This is a genomic window from Imperialibacter sp., assembly GCF_040222815.1.
GTDB lineage: Bacteria > Bacteroidota > Bacteroidia > Cytophagales > Cyclobacteriaceae > Imperialibacter.
In genome coordinates this window covers 392,189-412,249 of sequence record NZ_JAVKCH010000048.1, presented here as the reverse complement: position 1 = coordinate 412,249, position 20,061 = coordinate 392,189, and the positions used below count along the sequence as shown (strand labels likewise).

At 45.4% G+C, this 20,061-nt stretch carries 17 protein-coding genes; 1 reads left to right on the top strand and 16 read right to left on the bottom strand.

Translation table 11 applies throughout. From position 1 onward, the window contains the following. Positions 1-4: 4 nt before the first annotated feature. The 15 genes from RIF36_RS24745 to RIF36_RS24675 form a co-directional block, all read right to left on the bottom strand. Complete coding sequence (locus tag RIF36_RS24745; RefSeq protein ID WP_350125469.1) at positions 5-3,157, bottom strand: SusC/RagA family TonB-linked outer membrane protein; 3,153 nt, start codon at positions 3,155-3,157, stop codon at positions 5-7. Positions 3,158-3,606: 449 nt separating this feature from the next. Then, complete coding sequence (locus RIF36_RS24740; RefSeq protein ID WP_350125467.1) at positions 3,607-4,557, bottom strand: N-acetylornithine carbamoyltransferase; 951 nt, start codon at positions 4,555-4,557, stop codon at positions 3,607-3,609. Between the two features lie 71 nt (positions 4,558-4,628). Further along, positions 4,629-5,615, bottom strand: coding sequence for an N-acetyl-gamma-glutamyl-phosphate reductase (argC, locus tag RIF36_RS24735; protein ID WP_350125464.1), 987 nt, complete (start codon positions 5,613-5,615; stop codon positions 4,629-4,631). Beyond that, a complete protein-coding gene (gene argG, locus RIF36_RS24730; RefSeq protein WP_350125461.1) occupies positions 5,602-6,795 on the bottom strand; it encodes an argininosuccinate synthase in 1,194 nt (397 codons plus the stop codon). Before argG ends, argC begins: the two co-directional genes overlap by 14 nt. 35 nt (positions 6,796-6,830) lie before the next feature. Further along, positions 6,831-7,496: a GNAT family N-acetyltransferase gene (locus tag RIF36_RS24725; RefSeq protein WP_152000435.1), complete on the bottom strand. Its 666-nt coding sequence runs from the start codon at positions 7,494-7,496 to the stop codon at positions 6,831-6,833. 226 nt (positions 7,497-7,722) lie between these two features. Then, positions 7,723-8,307 carry a DUF502 domain-containing protein gene (locus RIF36_RS24720; RefSeq protein ID WP_350125458.1) on the bottom strand — a complete coding sequence of 195 codons (585 nt, stop codon included), beginning with the start codon at positions 8,305-8,307 and terminating at the stop codon, positions 7,723-7,725. Between the two features lie 76 nt (positions 8,308-8,383). Next, positions 8,384-8,995 carry an NADH:ubiquinone reductase (Na(+)-transporting) subunit E gene (gene nqrE / locus RIF36_RS24715; RefSeq protein ID WP_152000433.1) on the bottom strand — a complete coding sequence of 204 codons (612 nt, stop codon included), beginning with the start codon at positions 8,993-8,995 and terminating at the stop codon, positions 8,384-8,386. Positions 8,996-8,999: 4 nt separating this feature from the next. Beyond that, a complete protein-coding gene (locus RIF36_RS24710; RefSeq protein ID WP_152000432.1) occupies positions 9,000-9,662 on the bottom strand; it encodes an NADH:ubiquinone reductase (Na(+)-transporting) subunit D in 663 nt (220 codons plus the stop codon). Positions 9,663-9,698: 36 nt separating this feature from the next. Continuing rightward, positions 9,699-10,418: an NADH:ubiquinone reductase (Na(+)-transporting) subunit C gene (gene nqrC, locus RIF36_RS24705; RefSeq protein ID WP_350091479.1), complete on the bottom strand. Its 720-nt coding sequence runs from the start codon at positions 10,416-10,418 to the stop codon at positions 9,699-9,701. Between the two features lie 28 nt (positions 10,419-10,446). Beyond that, on the bottom strand, positions 10,447-11,643 hold the full coding sequence (locus tag RIF36_RS24700; protein ID WP_350125455.1) for an NADH:ubiquinone reductase (Na(+)-transporting) subunit B: 1,197 nt from the start codon (positions 11,641-11,643) through the stop codon (positions 10,447-10,449). Between the two features lie 8 nt (positions 11,644-11,651). Beyond that, the gene (locus tag RIF36_RS24695; RefSeq protein WP_350125452.1) at positions 11,652-13,010 is read right to left on the bottom strand and encodes a Na(+)-translocating NADH-quinone reductase subunit A; all 1,359 of its coding nucleotides are present in this window, start codon (positions 13,008-13,010) and stop codon (positions 11,652-11,654) included. A 136-nt stretch (positions 13,011-13,146) separates the two neighbouring features. Beyond that, positions 13,147-14,046 (bottom strand): 4-hydroxy-3-methylbut-2-enyl diphosphate reductase, encoded by a 900-nt coding sequence (locus RIF36_RS24690; protein ID WP_350125449.1) that lies wholly within the window; start codon positions 14,044-14,046, stop codon positions 13,147-13,149. 59 nt (positions 14,047-14,105) lie between these two features. Then, positions 14,106-14,807, bottom strand: a complete 702-nt coding sequence (gene cmk, locus RIF36_RS24685) for a (d)CMP kinase (protein WP_350091491.1) — start codon at positions 14,805-14,807, stop codon at positions 14,106-14,108. Between the two features lie 275 nt (positions 14,808-15,082). Continuing rightward, positions 15,083-15,571: a hypothetical protein gene (locus RIF36_RS24680; protein WP_350091494.1), complete on the bottom strand. Its 489-nt coding sequence runs from the start codon at positions 15,569-15,571 to the stop codon at positions 15,083-15,085. A 100-nt stretch (positions 15,572-15,671) separates the two neighbouring features. After that, positions 15,672-16,001 carry a hypothetical protein gene (locus RIF36_RS24675; RefSeq protein WP_350091496.1) on the bottom strand — a complete coding sequence of 110 codons (330 nt, stop codon included), beginning with the start codon at positions 15,999-16,001 and terminating at the stop codon, positions 15,672-15,674. A gap of 319 nt (positions 16,002-16,320) precedes the next feature. On the opposite strand from RIF36_RS24675, the gene RIF36_RS24670 reads away from it, so the two are divergent. Further along, positions 16,321-16,875 (top strand): DUF4287 domain-containing protein, encoded by a 555-nt coding sequence (locus RIF36_RS24670; protein ID WP_350125446.1) that lies wholly within the window; start codon positions 16,321-16,323, stop codon positions 16,873-16,875. Between the two features lie 12 nt (positions 16,876-16,887). Here RIF36_RS24670 and RIF36_RS24665 read toward each other — a convergent pair whose 3' ends face one another. Further along, on the bottom strand, positions 16,888-20,019 hold the full coding sequence (locus RIF36_RS24665; protein ID WP_350125443.1) for a T9SS type B sorting domain-containing protein: 3,132 nt from the start codon (positions 20,017-20,019) through the stop codon (positions 16,888-16,890). Between the last annotated feature and the right edge of the window lie 42 nt (positions 20,020-20,061).

Here is a 20,061-nt window from a genome sequence, read left to right as displayed (position 1 = left end):
CTATTTAGAATTTAACATTTACGCTGAAACCCATGCTTCTTGTGCTGGGCAGCTGACCGTAGCTATAGCCCAGGCTTGCACTGCTAATTTCGGGATCAGCATGAACCGTGTTTTTGAAAAGAACAGCAAGATTGCGGCCTACCACCGACACTGAAACTGACTGAAGGAAGTTATTGCTCATCCATTTTGCAGGCAGGGTATAGGACAAAGATGCCTCTCTAAGCTTTACATAAGTACCATCAAAAACGGCGGCCTCATGGTACTGGCGACCGCTGTAGTAACCATAAAAGTTACGAGCCGGAACCACCACGTCGTTAGTCACATACTGTGGGCTCTCCTCAGTTCCCATGTTTTTGACACCAGCGCCAATCACTCCTTCCTCACGACCAACGCCGGTTTCTTCCAGCACACCAGTCACTCTTTGCAAGCTTACTCCCATGTCATAAAGTGCCCCACCTTTCTTCATGTCGATAAGCACGCTGAGGGCAACGCCCTTGTAGCTGAATGTATTGGACACGCCAGCGAGCCAATCCGGTGTGATATTACCGATCACGTGCTGCCCGGCAAGGTTGTAAGGGTAGCCATTTTTGTAAAGCAACTGACCGTCATCGGCCCTGGCAAACTTGTTACCATAAAGGTTACCATAAGGCTCTCCGACACGTGCCTCCAGTGAAGCACCTCTGTCAGACCATAAGGTCAGGGAGGTAAGCCCCTCAGCCAAAGCAACTACTTCGTTTCTGTTTTTTGAAAAGTTAACCCCTACATCCCATCTCAAGCTGTTGGCAATTTGTACCAATGTTCCATTGAGTTGAACCTCCACTCCTTTGTTTTGAATCTCTCCTGCATTCAAAACTCTGCGGGTATATCCGGAAGCTCTTGAAATATCTACACCAAGAATCTGATCCCGGGTGGTTTGATTATAATAGGTCAAATCCAGACCAATCCTGCCGGAAAGAAAGCGCAAATCGGCACCCAGCTCAATTCCCGTGGTAATTTCCGGCTTGAGGCTAGAGTTGGCAATCTCCTTGCTTTCTGCAAATTTCGGAATAGCTCCATCCCACAGGCCTGTAGGACTAAATACCTGCTGTAGTAAATAAGGATCGGCATCATTACCCACCTGGGCCCAGCTGGCTCTTAATTTTCCAAATGAAAGCACCGGGCTCTTTATTCCCAACATCTCAGTGATGACCCCACTCAATGACACAGAAGGGTAAAAGAAGGAATTGTTAGAAGCTGGCAAGGTGCTTGACCAATCATTTCTCCCTGTTACATCAAGAAACAGGTAGTTGTTGTATCCAACCTGAAACGATCCGAATAAACTATTTACCTGGGATTCTTCTACCGCACTGGCATCGATATTGGGAGAGGCGTTATTTCCAAGGTTGTACACCTCGTCAATGGTAAGCTGCTGAACTTCTGAGTAGTTACGCTTATAATAATTAACCCTTGAAACGCCTCCCGCTTGTGCCGTCAATTTCAGGTCAGGGGTCAAATCTTTGTTCAAGGTAAAGATGAAGTCAGAGTTGGTTTCTTGCCTCCTAAGTACCTCTTCACTATAAGAACCTCTTCCAAACGAGTTCCTCGTTCTTTCATAGGCAATAATGTTCAGTCTGGTATCAGTCCAAATATCCGTCCCTGACCGTACCATTAAACTCAGCCACTCGTTGAACTCATAGTTCAATGCGATATTGCCAAGAAACCTGTCTTTTTCGTTGGGCCGCACAAGCACCTCTTCAATGAAGTAAGGATTGGTGAAATAGGTGTGCTGCCAGTTAGGTGGCTCGGTATTGCCCGCTCTTTGGATATGTACATCTTCATAGTCCTTATAATTGCGAAGCTTATCGTAGTCCACATCCCGGTGGTGCCAGATGAAAGTAGAGTTACTTAGAAAGTTCCTGTTGTCAGATCCTGATTTAATGTACTCTCCAATAGTGGTGATAGAGAGCTTATCAGTGAACTTATAGGTTGAATTCAACCTGAAGTTATTTCTCCAGAAATTATTATTGTGGACAATACCATCCTGATCGGTTCTACCAATGGCCAGCCGAAAATTACCGTTGTCGTTACCCCCTGAGATCGCCACCGTACTAACCGTCGTCCTTCCTGTTTCCCACCACTGTTCCCAGTTGTCTGGCTGCGGCACAAGTGGCGCTGTCTCTGTGCCGGTCCACCACTGCCGAACAAGTCTGCCGTCCAATGGAGCGCCCCAGCTTTCGTCAGTGCCACGGGTGCCTTTGAAGCCGTCCACAGTGCCGCTCCAGCCATCAGCATACCATGACCGGTATCCGAAGCCTCCACCGTAGGTGTTCTGGAACTTAGGTTTAACCAATGGATTCTCAAAGGTGGTGCTGAAGTTGGCATCAACGCCAATACCTTTATTGTTCTTCCCGCTCTTGGTCGTAACAAGGATAACCCCATTGGCAGCTCTTGACCCATAAAGCGCCGCTGCATTTGGCCCCTTCAAAAGGCTGATTTCTGCGATGTTGTTTGGGTCAATTTCCGAAAGACCGCCTCCAAATCTTTGGTTATTAGTTCTTTCCGTCGACGTACTATTCGACGTTTGTTGAATAGGCACGCCATCGATGACAACTAACGGTTGGTTGTTGCCGCTTACCGAGGAAAAGCCACGAATGATAAACTCCGGACTGCCGCCAGGCACGCTATTGCCCGATACTTGCAAGCCAGCCACCCTGCCCGAAAGGTTATTCACAATGTTTTGGTTGGGTACTTTGCTAACAACATCCCCTCCCACACTTTGTATAGAATAGCCCAGCGCTGCTTTGTTGCGTTCCATACCAAAGGCAGTTACAACTACCTCCGTAAGCTGCTTGACATCTGAGCTCATCGCTAAGTCGATAACCGACTGCGAGCCGATAGCCACTTCCTGGGTTTCAAGTCCAATAAAAGAAAAAACCAGGGTTTCAGCGTTCGCTGGCACTCCAAGGGAGTAATTTCCGTCACCGTCGGAAATGGTGCCAGTTGTAGCTCCTTTGACCACAATATTTACTCCTGGAATACCACTCTTGTCTTCCTCTGAAGTCACTTTTCCTCTGATAATGCGTTCCTGAGCACTCGCAGGAAAAACAGAGATGCACTTAATGAATAACATTAGCAGAAAACTTCTTGCCAACATCAACGTCGTAGAATTGTTTTTCATAGATTACAGTTTTCGTTACAGATAGATCAATAGAATTCAAGCACGAACCGCAAATGCGGCGTGAGGTCGAGGGGTGCTGCTAAAATGTCTGCGTATTAAAGCTCGGGTGTTGAGCCTGATCCAGGAGCCACTGAAAAGCGTGCACTGCTTGAGCTCACTAAACCACCAATCTGATAAGAGGATTATACTGTACTATATACTACCTAACTACTTTTTCGATCGTGGGTGTTGATCTTTAATAGAGCATTGTTGTATATCAAAAATATCGTCGGAACAGTAGAAAATGAAATTTTCCTCCTGCAAAATGTGAAAATACCAAATATAAATCCAGCCAGCATAGACTTTTGCAAATTGGCTAGAGCTAAAACATCTGATATTGATAAATTATCACCTAAAAGGTGAGAAAAATGTCATTTTCATTAAAATGAAAATGATTCATTGAATACAAATCAATGCTTTAGCTCTTTCAATAATTCCTTTAAAACTCGCTGCGTAGCAAATTCCCGGTTGGCTGCCTGCTTCACCACGATGCTATGCGGCCCATCCAAAACATCATCGGCCACCTCCACATTCCGTCGAACAGGCAGACAATGCATAAACCTGGCCTGATTTGTCCACCCCATCTTCTCAGCATCAATGATCCATTCCGGAGCGTCCATAAATTTCCCATAGTCGTTATATGACGACCAGTTTTTGGCATAAATGAAATCTGCCCCTTCAAACGCCTTCTTTTGGTCATGCTCTATTACCGCACCTTTAGTGTACTTCGTCCCAAGCTCAAGTCCTTTGGGGTGGGTAATCACGAACTCAACATCCGCTTTATTCATCCACTGAGAAAACGAATTGGAAACACAATGAGGAAGTGGCTTGATGTGAGGTGCCCACGAAAGCACAACTTTCGGCCTCGGCTTTGGTTGATGCTCGAGTATAGTAATCAAGTCAGCCAGCGATTGCAGTGGGTGCAACGTAGCCGATTCCATGTTAACCACCGGCTTCCCCGACTTGGTAGCGAAAGCAGTTAATATTTTTTCTTCGGAATCATCATCTCTGTTCTCTAGCCCCGGAAAACACCTGACGGCCAACATATCACAATAATTGGCCATTACCGGCACAGCTTCTTTGATATGCTCAGCAGCCTTTCCGTTCATTACGGCTCCATCCTGGGTTTCGAGTGTCCACAAGTCGCCCCCCACGTTGAGCACCATAGTTTGAATACCAAGATTAAAAGCGGCCTTTTGCACACTCATTCTTGTCCTTAAACTGGAGTTAAAAAAAACCATTCCCAGCATTTTTCCTCTTCCCAGGTGCATGTCTGCCAATGGATTCTTCTTCAATTCAATAGCTTCTCTCGCAAAAGCCATCGGGTCACTTACGTCGTCTAAGGATAAGAAATTGTTCATTGCTTAGGTAGGTTAACTATGAGTCACGAAAGTTTGTAAACTTTTGGGAAGTTGCAAGGCTTTTTATTTTGCTAGAAAGCCACCCCCTTCAACTGGAGGCCGGTCCTCTCGTCCCAACCCATAGCAAGATTCATGTTTTGAACCGCTTGACCTGACGCACCTTTCAAGAGGTTATCGATCACAGAAATAACGACTGCTTTGTTGCCCACCTTTTTTGGGTAAACCACACACTTGTTGGTGTTTACTACCATCTTCAAATCGGGATTCACAGAGGAGACATGTGTGAAGGGCGTTTTCTTGTAAAAATCAGTGTACTGCTTTACCAGTTTTGCCTCATCACCAGCATAGTCGAAATAAGCCGTGGTGATAATCCCTCTGGTGTAGTTGCCCCGGTAAGGAATAAAATTGATAGGTGGAACCTCCGCCAGCGAGGCAAAAGAAAGTGTTTCAGCCACTTCTGCCAGGTGCTGGTGCTCCATCACTTTGTAGGCAGACATGTTACCTTCTCTCCATGTGAAATGGCTTGTCGGGCTAAGCGACTGGCCTGCTCCTGTAGAACCTGTGATACCGGAAATATGTATTTCACCTTTCAGCAGTCCAGCAGAAGCTGCTGGCAGCAGAGCCAATTCCATTGCCGTAGCAAAACAACCCGGATTGGCAATCAGTCTTGCTTTCTTCACCTTATCGGCATTGAGCTCAGGAAGTCCGTACACAAAACCCAATGGATTGGACGATAACCGGAAGTCATGGCTGAGGTCGATGATTTTGGTTGACTCAGGGATGTCTTTTTCTTTCAGAAAACCCACCGAAGCGCCATGCCCCTTGCACAGGAAAACGACATCCGGCCAGGTATCAAACCTCTCGGCGAACACCAGGTCGGTCTCTCCAAGCAAATCGGTGTGAATACTGACAATAGGCGACCCAGCCTGGCTTTCACTCACCAAATGGCTGAGCGATACTTTGGGGTGATTAAGGAGTATTCGAACAAGCTCCCCGGCAGTGTAGCCAGCTGCACCCCATATACCTGCTGTTATTTTCGATTCTTTACTCTCCGGCATGCTCCCCTACTTTTTGAATGATCATTTGTTGCACTCCAAATATCTTGGCAAAGCCTTTGGCATCGTCGGCCGACCAAAGACTGTTCATTTCTCCATATTTACCAAACAGGTTATTCATTAAGTCAAACTTCGACTCGATACCATGCACCTGAAAACGATAAGGAGCCAGCACCACGAAGACTTTACCCGTTACCCTTGCCTGTGAGCTTTCCAGGAAGGCCTCCAAATTGCGGCAAGCCGGATCCAGCCAAAGGCCTTCATGCATCAACTGCCCGTACCAGAGAGACTGCTGCTCCTTGATCTGAAGCTGAAATTTACTCAACACATGCTTCTCAAGTCCCTGATGGGCTTTGATGAGAATGGCAGGTGCCGGTGCTTCAAAACCAACCCTTCCCTTAATGCCCAGTATTGTATCGCCCACGTGAATATCTCTTCCTATACCGTAGCTACCACCCAGCGCATTGAGCGCCTTGATCACTTCCACGGGCTTCATTTTCTTTCCATCCAATCCAACTGGCTGCCCCTTCTCAAATTCGATGACAATGGACTTTGACGCCGACTCAGTAACCTTACTGGGGAAAGCTTCCTCGGGTAAAAAGCCGTTAGAGCCAAGCGTTTCCTTTCCTCCTACCGACGTACCCCAAAGCCCCTGATTTACTGAGTAAAGGGCCTTATCAAAGTTCATATCTACCTTGTGCTCTTTCAGGAATTGGATTTCTTCCTCCCGGCTAAGTTTTTTCTCCCTTATCGGTGCTATGATCTCCTTGCCCGGGCAAAGCGCCTGAAAAACAAGGTCGAAGCGAACCTGGTCGTTGCCAGCGCCGGTAGAACCATGAGCAATCGCATCCACATTCAGTTGATTAGCAAGCCTTGCTATGGCCCTGGCCTGGAAAACCCGCTCAGCACTTACAGACAACGGGTAAGCCTGGTTTTTCAGCACGTTACCATATAGCAAAAACCTGATGCCTTCCTGATAATACTCTTCTACAATATTGAGCACCTGATGGCTGGCCGCTCCAAGTTTGTTGGCCTTTGTTGCCAATACATCCAACTCCTCTTTGGTAAATCCTCCCGTGTCAGCCAAGGCTGTGTGCACCTCGTAACCCAACGACTGCAAATAGATCAAGCAATAGGAGGTATCAAGCCCTCCACTATAGGCCAATAAAACTTTCTTCTTCATTACTAATATTTTGTACGATGCTACCCGATGATTTTCTAAGCTCTTTGTAAGCTTACCTGTTCAGCAGCTTTCTTGCCCGTGAATTTAAGAAAAGCTGCCCGCTTGAGCCTCACAAGCCGCTCATAAACCTTGGATTTCTTAATGAAATTCCACCTTTTCTCAGACTGCTCTTTTGGGTCGAAAAGCATAGCCGTGCAAATACAGTTCGTCCTGTTCTTACTCATCAGAATGCTGTAATTCACGCAGCTAGCACAGCCCTTCCAAAAGTCCTCGTCTTCGGTAAGTTCTGAATAGACTACGGGTTCGTATCCAAGATCGGAGTTGATCTTCATCACAGGCAGGCTGGTGGTTAAACCAAACAGCTTCGCATTCGGAAACATCTTACGTGAATGATCGAACGCCTTTTCTTTGATTCTCTTGGCGAGGCCCTCCTTGCGAAAATCCGGATGAACGATAAGACCGGAGTTGGCAGCAAACTTGCCGTGGCTCCAGGTTTCGATATAACAAAAGCCAGCCCAGTCCCCACTTTTAGTAAAGGCCACAATTGCTTTATTTTCCAGCATCTTTTTAGCTATGTATTCGGGAGACCTCTTGGCTATACCCGTGCCCCTTTTAAGAGCACTTTCCTCGATCTGCTGGCAGATTGTTTCAACAAACGGAACGTCGGCAGCTGTAGCTACCCTGACAGAAAATTGTGTCATTGTACAAAAACCCTACGGATAATAGTTTTGTGAAAAAAAGAAAAAAACAGACTGGGGGAGAAGAGGATACCACGTAGGTACCACTGGGGTATAGCAAGGCCTATGGCCTCGGAGTACTTGGCCTAAAATTGTTTACTGAAGGACAATATGTAAGTATTGTAAACAACTGTTTAGTAATTATGGGCACAAATGTATGTCGGTCAACGAATCAATACAAGCAATTGTTTCATTTTTTGGTGGTATCCCGAAATTTCTTCTTGTATTTCCCGAAAGAGTCAGTCATTCCTCCTGAAACCAGGAAAGTCATGATCTCCATCGCAGGAATATCTAGCGGTGTGATATTCGCCCTGTCCACAATATACAAGTCGCCTGCAATGCTGTAGGAAATAGGAAAATACACAGCCACCTTCCCTGGCAAGTTGATTGCTTTGAGATCCTCATTAGTTATAAAACCAATTCTTTGAAGTATGCCATGCGGATCCATGTTGACCACTACCGCTTTGTCAAATTTTCTCTTGTCACCTACAAAAGCCGTCATCAGGTCGTTAAACGACGAATAGATCATATTGACCAGTGGCAGCCTTTTCAGGATCTTCTCAAAATACTCAAAAAAAGGTTTAGTGATAAAGTAAGTGGCCAGGTAACCGATCATGAGCGTGCCTACCAGTATCGCCAGGATGCCCAAGCCTGGAACGTCGATTGGAATCAGCCCATCAAGCCATCGCACTACTCCCACACTCACATACACAGTGAGCGCCAGGGGCACCACAAACACCAATCCCTTTAAGAAATAACTTACTACTCTACTCATATGCAATAAAAAAGGCTTTGCAAGTTAATGCAAAGCCCTCTTTGATATCGAAGTTTTGTTATTGTTTTTGCTGCAATCAAATAGCGATTCCAATAAATGACTTAAATGCAATCCCCATCAATCCGGTAATCAACATCGTAAGGCCAAGACCTTTAAGCCCATCTGGCACATGAGAATACTTGAGCTTTTCTCTTACTGCGGCCAGTGCCACAATGGCAAGCATCCACCCCACTCCGGATCCCAAACCGTAGGCTGTTGCTTCCACAATCGTATAGTCTCTCTGAATCATGAAAAGAGAAGCTCCCAGAATGGCGCAGTTTACAGCGATCAGGGGAAGGAATATACCCAGAGACCCATAAAGCGCAGGAGAAGCTTTTTCAATGATCATTTCCACCAACTGCACAATAGCAGCGATGATAGCAATAAACATGATAAAGGTAAGGAAGCTAAGGTCTATCGTTTCGAAACTAGCCCCAAGCCAGCTAAGCGCCCCTTCGTTCAGTATGAAAGTCTGCATTACCCAGTTGATCGGCACGGTAATACCCAAAACGAAAATTACTGCAGCACCCAAACCAATTGCCGTGCTCACTTTTTTGGAAACGGCCAGGAATGAACACATGCCAAGAAAATAGGCAAATATCATGTTGTCGATAAATGCACTCTTAATGAAGATATTTAATGCTTCCATGTTCTTAGTGTTCTACGTAACCGTTTTTAGTTCTCTGTACCCAAATGATCAACCCAAGTATCATAAATGCACCGATTGGGTCAACCATCAATCCGTTGGTTGGAAAGTCCAGTCCCATGGCGGCAAATACTTTGAAGTCAAATATAGAAGCCGATCCAAAAAGCTCTCTAAAGAAAGCCACGGCAAGGATAATCCATGAATAACCCAAGCCACTGCCCAAACCGTCAAGCATTGAATCATAAGGCTTGTTAGCCAGGGCAAACGCCTCAAGACGGCCCATCACAATACAATTAGTGATGATCAGGCCGACGTAAGCTCCCAACACCTTGTACATATCGAAAGCATAGGCTTTTAGCACCTCACTTACCAATGTAACAAGCGTTGCCACTACTGCTAGCTGCACGATGATTCGCACCCTGTTGGGGATAAGGGTACGCATGAGCGAAATAAGAAGGTTAGAAAATACAATTACAAGCGTAACGGCAATCGCCATCACAAGAGTAGGCTGCATTTTCACCGTCACTGCCAATGCCGAGCAAATACCCAACACCTGAACAGTAACCGGATTATCGTCGTTCAGAGGATCAGTAACAAACTTTTTCCGCCTCTTTGAAAATAAAGGTTCCGCTTCTTTAACTACTGGTTTTTCTAGCGTTTCAGTGCTCATCGCAAACTGATTTTAGTGTTTATTAATCTCTTCTAATCAAAAAGCCATCGCAGATTGCCCGCTAGCTGACTTTTGCTTTTTAATAAATGCAGTGTAAGACGAAAGGTAATTTTCGAGCATCGCATTCACTCCTTTTCCTGTGAGTGTTGCACCCGACATTCCATCTACATGGTGGGCATCCTGTGGCTTGCCACTTTCTCCCTTCACCATAGTAACAGACACCAAATCGCCATTTTCAAATATTTCCTTTCCAACGTAGCGTCCCTGAATCTCTGGGGTAGTGATTCTGGCACCAAGCCCTGGTGTTTCCGACTTATGATCAAATGCTACTCCTTTGATAGTGTTAAGGTCACCATCAAGTGCCATGTAGCCTGAAATCCAGTCCCAAAGGCCACTACCAAACATAGGGAATACGTAAGCAATCACTTTCGATGAGTCATTTTCGTCAAGAAACATGAAGACAGGATAGTTTTTCACTTCCTTGTCTACTTTATGGTTCTTCTGAATATCGATTTTTTCAGCAATCAAAGGATTACCCTTAGCGTCCTTCTCAACAGGGTTACCGTTGATGTCTACAACCACCGATTTAAATCGCTTGTCATACAGTGCCAACACTTCCTCTCCGGTTTCGAGATTGGAAATATCCATCACCGCACCAAGAATTTTCTTCTTGGTATCAAGCTCAATCTGCTTGGTTTGGGCTGGCTTAAGGCCAACCGAGGCAAGTGATAAAGCCCCACCAAGTATGATGGTCATCACTCCCGAAAATAAAAGAACATAAGCGTTAGACTGTCGCACGTTGTAGCCTCCGTTTTTTGTTTGCTTGTACTACGTAATAATCGATAAGTGGCGCAAATACGTTCATAAGAAGTATCGCCAACATGATTCCTTCAGGATATGCCGGGTTAAACACACGGATCAAAACTGTTAATAATCCTATCAGGAATCCATAAATCCATTTGCCAGTTTCAGTTTGAGAAGCTGTAACAGGATCGGTAGCCATGAATACAGCACCGAAAGCCAGGCCTCCAATTACCCAGTGGTACTGCGCCGGCATCAACATAAACTCATTAAGGCCAACGAGATTGAAGATAAGTCCCATTGTGTAAGCCCCGGCAAAAACCGCCACAATTATCTTCCAGCTACCTACTCCGGTTAAAACCAAAATGGCCGCCCCAATCAGGCACATCAAAGTAGACGTTTCACCTATTGAGCCTGGCATTATACCCAGGAACATATTCCAGAAATCATAAATACCTGCCGACCATGAATCGTTGAGCAAATCCACCACCGGGGTAGCACCCGGGTTGCCCACGGTGCTGGCAGCAATTGCCAATGGTGTGGCGCCTGAATAGGCTGCTACTGGCGCAGCATCACCAAGATATGTCCAAACTTCGCCGCTGATGGCAGTGGGATAGGCGAAATAAAGAAACGCTCTTGCCACGAGGGCTACGTTAAGAATATTCATTCCAGTGCCTCCAAAAGCTTCTTTTCCGATAACCACCGCAAAAATAGTAGCCAATGCTACCTGCCATAAAGGAATAGTCGCAGGCATAACAAGTGGAATTAGTAAGCCAGACACAAGGAAACCTTCACTTACCGGATGCTGCCTGATCACGCAGAAAACAAATTCAACACCAAGGCCCACTGCATAAGAAACAATGATGATAGGAACTACTTTCAAAGCACCGATCAATATCTTGTCTATTAGTTCAGCCTCCACTCCTGTTGCCAGAAAATGCTGATGACCAACGTTCCACATGCCAAACAGCAAGCACGGAATCATAGCGATGATAACGGTAAACATCATTCGCTTCAGGTCGACAGCATCTTTTACCTGAGAACCTTTTTTTCCCGTAGTAAGGTCTGGAGCAAACACAATAGTTCTGTGGCCTTCATAAAGCGTATGATACTTTTCATACTTCCCACCCTTCTCTACAAAAGGCTTTAGTTTATCGAAGAAATCTTGTAAGAACTTCATAAATACGATTAGCTATATTGAATTAAGTCAAGTCCTTGTCTGAGTATTTTCTGGATATCATTTTTCGAAACATCGACGAATTCGCAAAGTGCCAAATCTTCTTCGATAACCTCGTAAATACCCAAAGCTTCCATGTCATCATAGTCCTCAGCCAAAATAGCTTTCATAAGGTATGTGACATATATATCCATCGGCAACACCTTTTCAAGGTTGCCAGATTGAACGAATGAGCGTTGCTCACCGTGCGTATTCGTATCTAATACAAACTCTCTTTTTGTATTGGCAAACAGACCGAATGCTCTTTGAAAGCTCAGCTTATTGAAAGTTGGCAGTATCCAACCCAAAAATTCCTCCTTATCTCCTTCCGGGATAACTGTTATCTGATTAGCGTAATAGCCCAGAAAACCATCTTTACCAACAGCCTCGCCTGAAAGCACATTCCCTGAAATCACCCTAACGTGATCCGATTTAAGGTTACCATCAATGAACCTGCCAACATTAGCTCCTGAGTAAGTGCTGTAATACTGCGGGTTGCTTATCTCAGACCCACAAACTGCTATTACTTTAGAAGCATCGTATATCCCTTCCAGAAACAGCTTCCCTATTTGAATCACACCATAAGGTGAAACAGTCCAAACTACATCTCCTTTATTAATCGGATCAAGGTGGTGAATTTGGATACCCACGTTACCGGCAGGATTCGGCCCTGAAAACTTATTTACCTCTGCCCCTTTCACATGAGCGAACATGGGAAGCACCTCAGCATCGGCATTAATATTAACATGCACCATGCCTAAAGTGAATTTCTTAAGAACGTCTATCCCTGCCTGAAAGAATTGATCTTGTCCTTTGAACAGGATACCATAGTCAGGAGACAGGGGGTTGGTATCAAAAGCTGAAATAAATATGGCCTTAGGAGTAACGGTCGGGTCGGCTATGATGCCGAAAGGACGCTGAACAATATTTGGCCAAACGCCACTTTTAGTCAAAAGCTCTGTTGCTTTCTCCTTTGTGAGAGAGCTCATTTCGGACACCGTGAATTTGGTAAACTGCTCGTATGCTATTTTTTTGTCCGCAAGAATCTTGATTTCAAGAAGCTTTCTCTTCTCGCCCCTCTTTATTTCTACAACCTCTCCGCTAACAGGCGAAGTGTACATTACATTTTCCTGGAGCCTGTCGAAAAACAGGGGCGTACCAGCCTTCACGCTGGCTCCTTCTTCCACCAGTAGTTTGGGGCGAGTAATTCTCTGAAAGTCGGTTGGTTTGACTGCGAAAGTCTCAGGTTGTTGAATTTCACCAATTTTTTCCTCGGCCTTGCCTGCGAGATTGATATTAAACCCTTTTTTGAGCTTTACGAATTTAGACATTTTCAATAGGTAAAATAGACCGAAATCCTTTAAAACGTGGCAAAATTAATAAAATTTAACTCAACTAAAAGGTAAGTGAAATTATTCGTGTGAAGGTTTTTTACTACCCTCAGTTTCACTTACATAAACAGCACATTTAAGCAATTGTTGGTTCACTAGGACTTTTTTCCTTAATGAATTCTGCTACCCGCTCCATTAACCACATGGGAGTGGACGTAGCCCCACAAATACCTATATTTTCAGCGTCGGCAAGCCAGTTCAAGTCCAGCTCTTCTTCACTCTCAATGAAATAACTTCTTGGATTGATGGACAGGCATACTTCGTACAAAGCCCTGCCATTTGAACTCTTTTTTCCGGCAACAAACAGCACCACATCCTGATCCTCCGAAAACTTTCTCATTTGAGGCTCTCTGTTCGACACCTGTCGGCAAATGCTGTCGTTGGCATCAAAGTCCTGAATCCGCAGCTCACCCTTGTTCTCACGAATGCGTTCTTCAATGAGCGCTTTGATATGATAGAAGCCCTTTGTAGACTTGGTAGTTTGGCTAAAGAGCGTAATTGGCCTCGAATAATCCAGTTTATCCAGGTCTTCGTCTCTCATAACAATAACAGCCTCTTCTCTGGTTTGCCCGGCAAGCCCTATTACCTCAGCGTGGCCTTCTTTACCATAAATAACAATCTGCCCCTCCACCTTTTTCATATTGTCGTAGGCGTGTTTCACTCTGTTCTGGAGTTTAAGCACAACGGGGCAAGAGGCATCAATCAGTTCTATATTGTTTTCAAGAGCCAATTGATAAGTTTCTGGCGGCTCGCCATGTGCTCTTATTAGTACCCTTGTATTGCGGAGGTTTTTTAGGTCGTCCCGACTGATAATCCGGAGACCTTTCTCGTAAAGCCGCCTGACTTCCATGTCGTTGTGAACGATGTCGCCCAGGCAATATAGCTGACCATTGTCTTCCATTTCATCCTCTGCCATTTTAATGGCAAATTCAACTCCGAAACAATACCCAGAATTTTTGTCGATAGTAATGTTCATAACTCTTTTTCCCGCCCTACTTGCGTCGTTGATCGATTTCAAAATCTTGATACAAGCTTTTAATGCTTGCTTAGATCAACTCCGGAAATTAATTTACTCGTGGCCAGGTTGGTAATGAGCTCTATTTGTTCCTCAAAGGTAAGATGTGTTGTGTCAATTTCAATAGCATTTACTGCCTTCTTTAAGGGACTCTCTTTTCTGGAGGTGTCAATTTCGTCTCTGGATCGTAGATTTTCGACCACATCCTCCAACTCCACAAGCTGGCCTTTGCCCAATAACTCCCTCTGGCGTCTCTCAGCACGAACATATAGGTCTGCCACCATAAACACTTTTAGGTCCGCATCGGGAAATACCACCGTACCAATATCCCTGCCATCCATCACCACTCCTTTGGACTTGCCCATTTTTCGCTGCTGAGCCACCAAAGCCTGCCTCACCTCTTTAATGGCACTTACATCACTTACCCTTTGTGATACCTCCATGCCCCTAATTTCTTTTTCCACGTTCAACCCATTCAAATACACTTCATTCACCTTCTTGCCAGCATTGTAATGAAATGTTATATCAATTTGTTCGAGTGCCTTTGACACAGCTTTGGGGTCGGTAAGCGAAACATGGTTGTTAATAAAATACAATGTAACCGATCTGTACATGGCGCCTGTGTCGATGTAGATGTAGCCCAAAAGACCTGCTACAGCTCGTGCTGTTGTGCTTTTTCCGCAACCTGAGTAGCCATCGATAGCTATAACTATTTTTTGCATCAAATTCTAGTGTTGAATATTAGCAGTCCTTGAGTGGACAAGGTATGGGTTTTCCTTTTTTAATTGTGCGGGGCTTCTGAGTTTTAAACTGGGAAGCCTTACAGCTCTCGAACAGTACCGCCGATACAAAAATCAATAATAGAGCAGCAAGTCTTGCCAGAGAACGGTGGTAATTCTTCATCCACCAAATGTAGTCATAGATGCGCTAACGATGAAAACCTAGCTAGAAATACACCCTTTCGAAAATTCCGAAAGGGTGTACGTTAACCTATCACTCAATTGACTTGCACTTGCTTGTCGAGACCTTGCTCCACTCTTTTGGCCCACCCTTTGGCTATTTCGTAGTAGTGAAAGGCCTCGTCTATCCCGTCCCTATGGCTATCATAAAGAGGGAGGTGAATATCTTCTTCACCTTTGTGGAACTTGTGTTTAAACACCAGGCCTATCTTCTCTATGTGGGCGTGCCCGGACGTAATAATCACTTCCTTTTCCATCCGGCAGCTTAGTATGCGACTGAGGTCAATCACCAGCGACTGCACTTTGGAGCTGGCATACCTGCTGAAAAGGAGTTTTTTATGCAGCGTATCCATCACCAGAAACTTCCCGGGCAGGTCCTCGAAATCGGTAATATCTAACTCGTTTTCCTGGCTTATCTTTTTTAAATAATCAGGTGGAGTTTTTTTTGAACTAAGTTTTTTCTTGATGTAAAAAAGTACGATTGGGAGTAAAATGGTCAAAGCGACCAATATTTCTATTGTCTTCATTGCAATAACTTTTTGAGAATGATTAGATGTAAAAAACTATCTCCCTGGCACCAATAGCGCAGGGCAGGATCAAACCGAAGGCCGGTGTCAAAAAGTTACTTTAGAAAAACTGATGGTAGAGCGAAAATACCTTTAAGGCATTTGAAGAAGGGACATTTCTTTGATCTTCGAGCGAGGTCGATTCATTGACGATAACAAAGCCCCAGTCCAGGCCAACTGCACGGGTGGGATGATTTTTGGATCTGATATCATCTTCAACTTGTTCTCCAGCCAGTACACTTTGCAGATCGAAAGAATGGAGAATTTGGGTTTTGAGATGACCTTTATTGGCAACTTTGAAGCCACCGTGCTGAGGCAATGACAATACACCGACGGACAACAGCCCCCAGTAACAAAGCGCAACAACAAATAATGTCCTTGTCAACTTCATTGTCGAATCGTATATACTAACGAAGATCAATGGCGTTGTGTCGTAAACACCAACGATTATTTCGTCAAGCGCAAGATAACTAAATTTAATAGGGCACAAATGCGGCAACCCTGGATAATTATAGGAACCACCTAAAAGATTGACAAACGGCTATCTTGTATTGCTTAAGGTTGGCACAGTTTCCTGCTGTTAATGACTTTGGAAAGGTCAAGCTACCAAATATTAGGTTTGAGTCGGCATTTTTGCGGCTTCGGTTATCGGGTTTACCATCTTTTATTCAGCCTTCTTATATTGGAAGTGTATCAAACCGGAAAGATCAATGGATCAGGCAGGACAAACTATGATTGACAACCTGGAGAAAAATTCCGGAAAGTCGCTGGATGAATGGGTAGCAATAGTTAAAAGCACCGGTCTTTCGAAACATGGTGAAATAATAAAGCTTTTGAAGGAAACACACGGCCTCACACACGGCTACGCCAATTTGGTAGCTCATAAGGCGAAGGGATCCGATGCAGGCTCGGCAGCCAACCTCGCCGACCTGATTACAGAACAATATAAAGGCAAAGAGGCTTTAAAACCCATTTACGATCAGCTGATAGCCGAAATAAAGAAATTCGGTGCCGACGTGGAAGTAGCGCCGAAAAAGGCCTACGTAAGCCTGCGGCGCAAAAAGCAGTTTGCCATGCTCACGCCTGCTACAAAAATCCGCTTCGAAATTGGGGTCAACTTAAAAGGAGTCGAATCAAGTAGCGTTTTGGAGAAAATCACGGCGGCGAATTCAATGTGTTCGCACAGAATCAAGCTTGAGTCTACCGGCGAAATCTCGGCTGAAACCATAGGATGGTTGAAAGAAGCATACGAGCAAGCTGGCTGAAGATCCCCTGCGCTATCGCATAATGCTGACGTCACCATTAACCCTTTCCAAAGCGACTCTTGGTTCATTCAGTTCGAGCACATAGTAGTAAACACCAGTTGGCAGAGGTTGTCCGTTTCGGGTGCCACCCCAATCGTTTTTATAGCCAACCTTGCTGAAAACTTCATGACCGGATCGATCTACAACAGTCAACAAGCTTTGTGTATAAAGTTCCACACCCTCTATGATAAAGCATTCGTTGAGCCCGTCGTTATTGGGCGTAAAAACATTGTAGGCAAATACTTTTGGCTCAAAGTTGACACAAGCCTCGTTGGAAAGTGACCATTGGTTATTGCCGTCTTGTTCAAACGCCTTCACCCTGAAGCAGTAGGTGAAACCATCTTCCCCATAAGAAAAATCAAAGCTATTCCCTGTGACAGTCTCCAGTAGTTCAAACTCACCATCATCAACCTGCCTCCAAACTTCATAGCGCTTTGTGCCATGCTGCCACCCGGCATAATCGTTCCACATAATAGAACCACTGGTATGATCGTCACTAACGCCGCCAGTTAGCAAAATGCTTTCATGGACACTAGTGGCAATACTCTCTTCGCAATTGGTGTTGGTCTCCAGCCTGTAGGCATAGCTATTGTTCTTTGTCTCCAACAGGCTCTGATCTAGATATTCGGATTCACCGTCGGTCAAAGTTGCCAGTATCCTCCAGGCTGAAGCGACAGGCGAGTTAGTTCGACGGTAAAGAAATTGTGGTTTGTCATATCCTTCAACTGCCGCCAATCCAGTCCAGTCTATTTGAATGGCGTTATCGACCTCTTCACTATGTGTAACCCTGAGGAGCTCAAGCGGTGGAGCTAGCACTGTGATCTGGTTTAACACCCTAGCTTCTGTATTACACAGAATAGCCGAGTCGTAAGCAAGAGCTGTGACATCATACACTCCCTGGCAGGGGTAAGTGTGCGTTACCTTATCATTAACTGGTATGCTATCAAGGGTTGTTCCGTCGCCAAAATCCCAATTGACTAATGTGAAAAGAGGATCGGCATGCAGCTGAAACACTGTTTCCTGTAAAACATAAGGCCTCTCTGGCTTCCGGTCAATGATTGCTTCTCCGGAAGGCTCACGTTGAAGATAAACTTGCAGTGAATCTGAAAAACCAGCGCACAGCGTGTCAGTAGAAGTCAGTTGTTCGAACCAGACCCACCCGTAGCCGGGCTCAAGCCAGTCGATATTTACCTGGTGTTTGCCTTGCCCACTCGCTATACTGCCATTCGACACCTGCCAATTGTAGGTGGAGCCTTCGGTAAAGTAAGTGTCGTAAGGAATGGCCTTTGCACTGCTCACACAGAGGCTGTCGGGCCCAAAGGGGGCCTCCGGATCGAGTTGAACGTTTATTTTGACGGGGAAAATACTTTGCGCACCCGCACAGCCAAACCTATTTGTTGCTACAACGCCTACAAAAGCAGTACTGGATGTTTGCCCCCAATTTACAGATATGCTATCTCCGTTGAACGAGTTCACAGTGCCACCTTCAACCCTCCAGGTGAGGGCATAGCCCCCACCATTCTCCACCTTGTAAACAACATTGTGTGTATTTGGGCACACCGATCTTGGCCCCAGCACTTCAACACTCGGATAGCGTGCGTTGACCAATTTGATGCTCGTCTCTTGATTTCCATTGCCACATTCGCCCAGACCTGTGGACGCAACAAGCCGGATCAGGTACTCTCCGGGTTCTGCGTATGCGTGCGCTACCGCCTGTTTGCTGTCACTGATCAAGGTGGAGTCGTCGCCGAAATCCCACACGTAGTGATCAAACTCAAACTCGCTGACGGGTTCGAAATAAATCGAGGTAGTGGGACACAGACTATCTTTAGCCAATAGCTGACCAGTAGTGCTTATAATGTTAAAATCTACCTTTAGGTTGCCCAAAGCTGCCCCGGTTGGATATCCAAATGATTCGTTATTACCGTAGCCATACACATAAGCAATGAACCCATCACCGCCCGATCGTATAGTGTGATTGCCACCGGATGACTGCAATGTAGCAAATGAGTAGCCTGGACTTTGAGGTACTTCTGCAAACCTGCTGCTGATATCGTTATTATCGAATGTAAGGCTCGCCGTGCTGGATGAAGGCGAAATGATCGTGACTTCGTATTTCGAAATAGTGGCTATTGACGGAGCATTGAAGGTGATTTTCTTCATGAGTTGTTCATTCGGACTAATCATCACCACAAATGGATCTCCCGTTGTTCCATCGCAACCCTGGCTCAGGCTGAACTGAGCCACGGAAACAGGTTTATCGGACTTAACTGCGGTCACCTCTCGTTGAATGAAACTTTTGAACTCTCCCCGAGCCAGCTCATAGGCTACGTTATTAACGGTAACATTTGTGCCTTCTTCTGCAGCCAGTACTTTCACCAGGTCGCCGCCCAAACGAGAAGCAAACGGAACGGTGATGTATTCTTTTCCCCAGGTATCAACCGGATACATCTGGGCAAATAAGTGATCGTGCCCATCGGGATGCTCGCATTGGCCTACTTTGGTATATCGATTACCGCCAAAAACTGCAAAGTTGCTACAGGTACCTTCCACCGTGTTCACTGACCGGATGTGGGTGCCCGTAAGGTCGCTTCCGGCCTGCAACTGATACACTTGACCCTGATTCAACGTAACAAGAAAAGGAGTTCCGGCAGGGTGCGCTCCAATGGCATTCACGCTTGGCGTAATTTCTATTTCTGTGCCATCGCTAACTGCCACGATGAGCAGTTCCGAGTCTGAATGAGAATTATTGTCTCTGTTGCCACTTTCCCAGTGGGACATGGCAAAATAGTCGCTACCCAATGAGTAAACAGGTAAAATAAGCGCCATATCTGCGCTGTACTGCCTTTTGTTTATGGCATATACGCTTACGTTCTTCTCGGTGGTGATATGAATGCCTTTGTTTTGGACTAAACCAGACCCAAAAGCCATGGCAACATTTGTGGGGACGCTTAGAGAAGTGGTAACGCCAGGAATCACAGTAAACTGTAGAGGCTGCCAGCCGCTAACCAGAGGCATGTCTACTATGCCAGATGTAGTATCATCGGCGCTGATGTACAATTCGAGGCGAATGGGGTTATTTGGATCCTGAAGCCAATTATCCATATAACCAAGCCAAAATTCTTTACCCTCGGTGGACAATGCTTG

Bases quoted from the DNA above. Each gene is read 5' to 3' on its own strand.
- RIF36_RS24670 (WP_350125446.1), top strand. From the start codon at position 16,321: ATGGATCAGGCAGGACAAACTATGATTGACAACCTGGAGAAAAATTCC.
- argG (WP_350125461.1), bottom strand. From the start codon at position 6,795: ATGAAGAAGAAAGTTTTATTGGCCTATAGTGGAGGGCTTGATACCTCC.
- RIF36_RS24695 (WP_350125452.1), bottom strand. From the start codon at position 13,010: ATGTCTAAATTCGTAAAGCTCAAAAAAGGGTTTAATATCAATCTCGCA.
- RIF36_RS24680 (WP_350091494.1), bottom strand. From the start codon at position 15,571: ATGAAGACAATAGAAATATTGGTCGCTTTGACCATTTTACTCCCAATC.
- argC (WP_350125464.1), bottom strand. From the start codon at position 5,615: ATGCCGGAGAGTAAAGAATCGAAAATAACAGCAGGTATATGGGGTGCA.
- RIF36_RS24725 (WP_152000435.1), bottom strand. From the start codon at position 7,496: ATGACACAATTTTCTGTCAGGGTAGCTACAGCTGCCGACGTTCCGTTT.
- cmk (WP_350091491.1), bottom strand. From the start codon at position 14,807: ATGCAAAAAATAGTTATAGCTATCGATGGCTACTCAGGTTGCGGAAAA.
- RIF36_RS24745 (WP_350125469.1), bottom strand. From the start codon at position 3,157: ATGAAAAACAATTCTACGACGTTGATGTTGGCAAGAAGTTTTCTGCTA.
- RIF36_RS24665 (WP_350125443.1), bottom strand. From the start codon at position 20,019: ATGGATAATTGGCTTCAGGATCCAAATAACCCCATTCGCCTCGAATTG.
- RIF36_RS24700 (WP_350125455.1), bottom strand. From the start codon at position 11,643: ATGAAGTTCTTACAAGATTTCTTCGATAAACTAAAGCCTTTTGTAGAG.
- RIF36_RS24675 (WP_350091496.1), bottom strand. From the start codon at position 16,001: ATGAAGTTGACAAGGACATTATTTGTTGTTGCGCTTTGTTACTGGGGG.
- RIF36_RS24690 (WP_350125449.1), bottom strand. From the start codon at position 14,046: ATGAACATTACTATCGACAAAAATTCTGGGTATTGTTTCGGAGTTGAA.
- RIF36_RS24740 (WP_350125467.1), bottom strand. From the start codon at position 4,557: ATGAACAATTTCTTATCCTTAGACGACGTAAGTGACCCGATGGCTTTT.
- nqrC (WP_350091479.1), bottom strand. From the start codon at position 10,418: ATGACCATCATACTTGGTGGGGCTTTATCACTTGCCTCGGTTGGCCTT.
- nqrE (WP_152000433.1), bottom strand. From the start codon at position 8,995: ATGGAAGCATTAAATATCTTCATTAAGAGTGCATTTATCGACAACATG.
- RIF36_RS24710 (WP_152000432.1), bottom strand. From the start codon at position 9,662: ATGAGCACTGAAACGCTAGAAAAACCAGTAGTTAAAGAAGCGGAACCT.
- RIF36_RS24720 (WP_350125458.1), bottom strand. From the start codon at position 8,307: ATGAGTAGAGTAGTAAGTTATTTCTTAAAGGGATTGGTGTTTGTGGTG.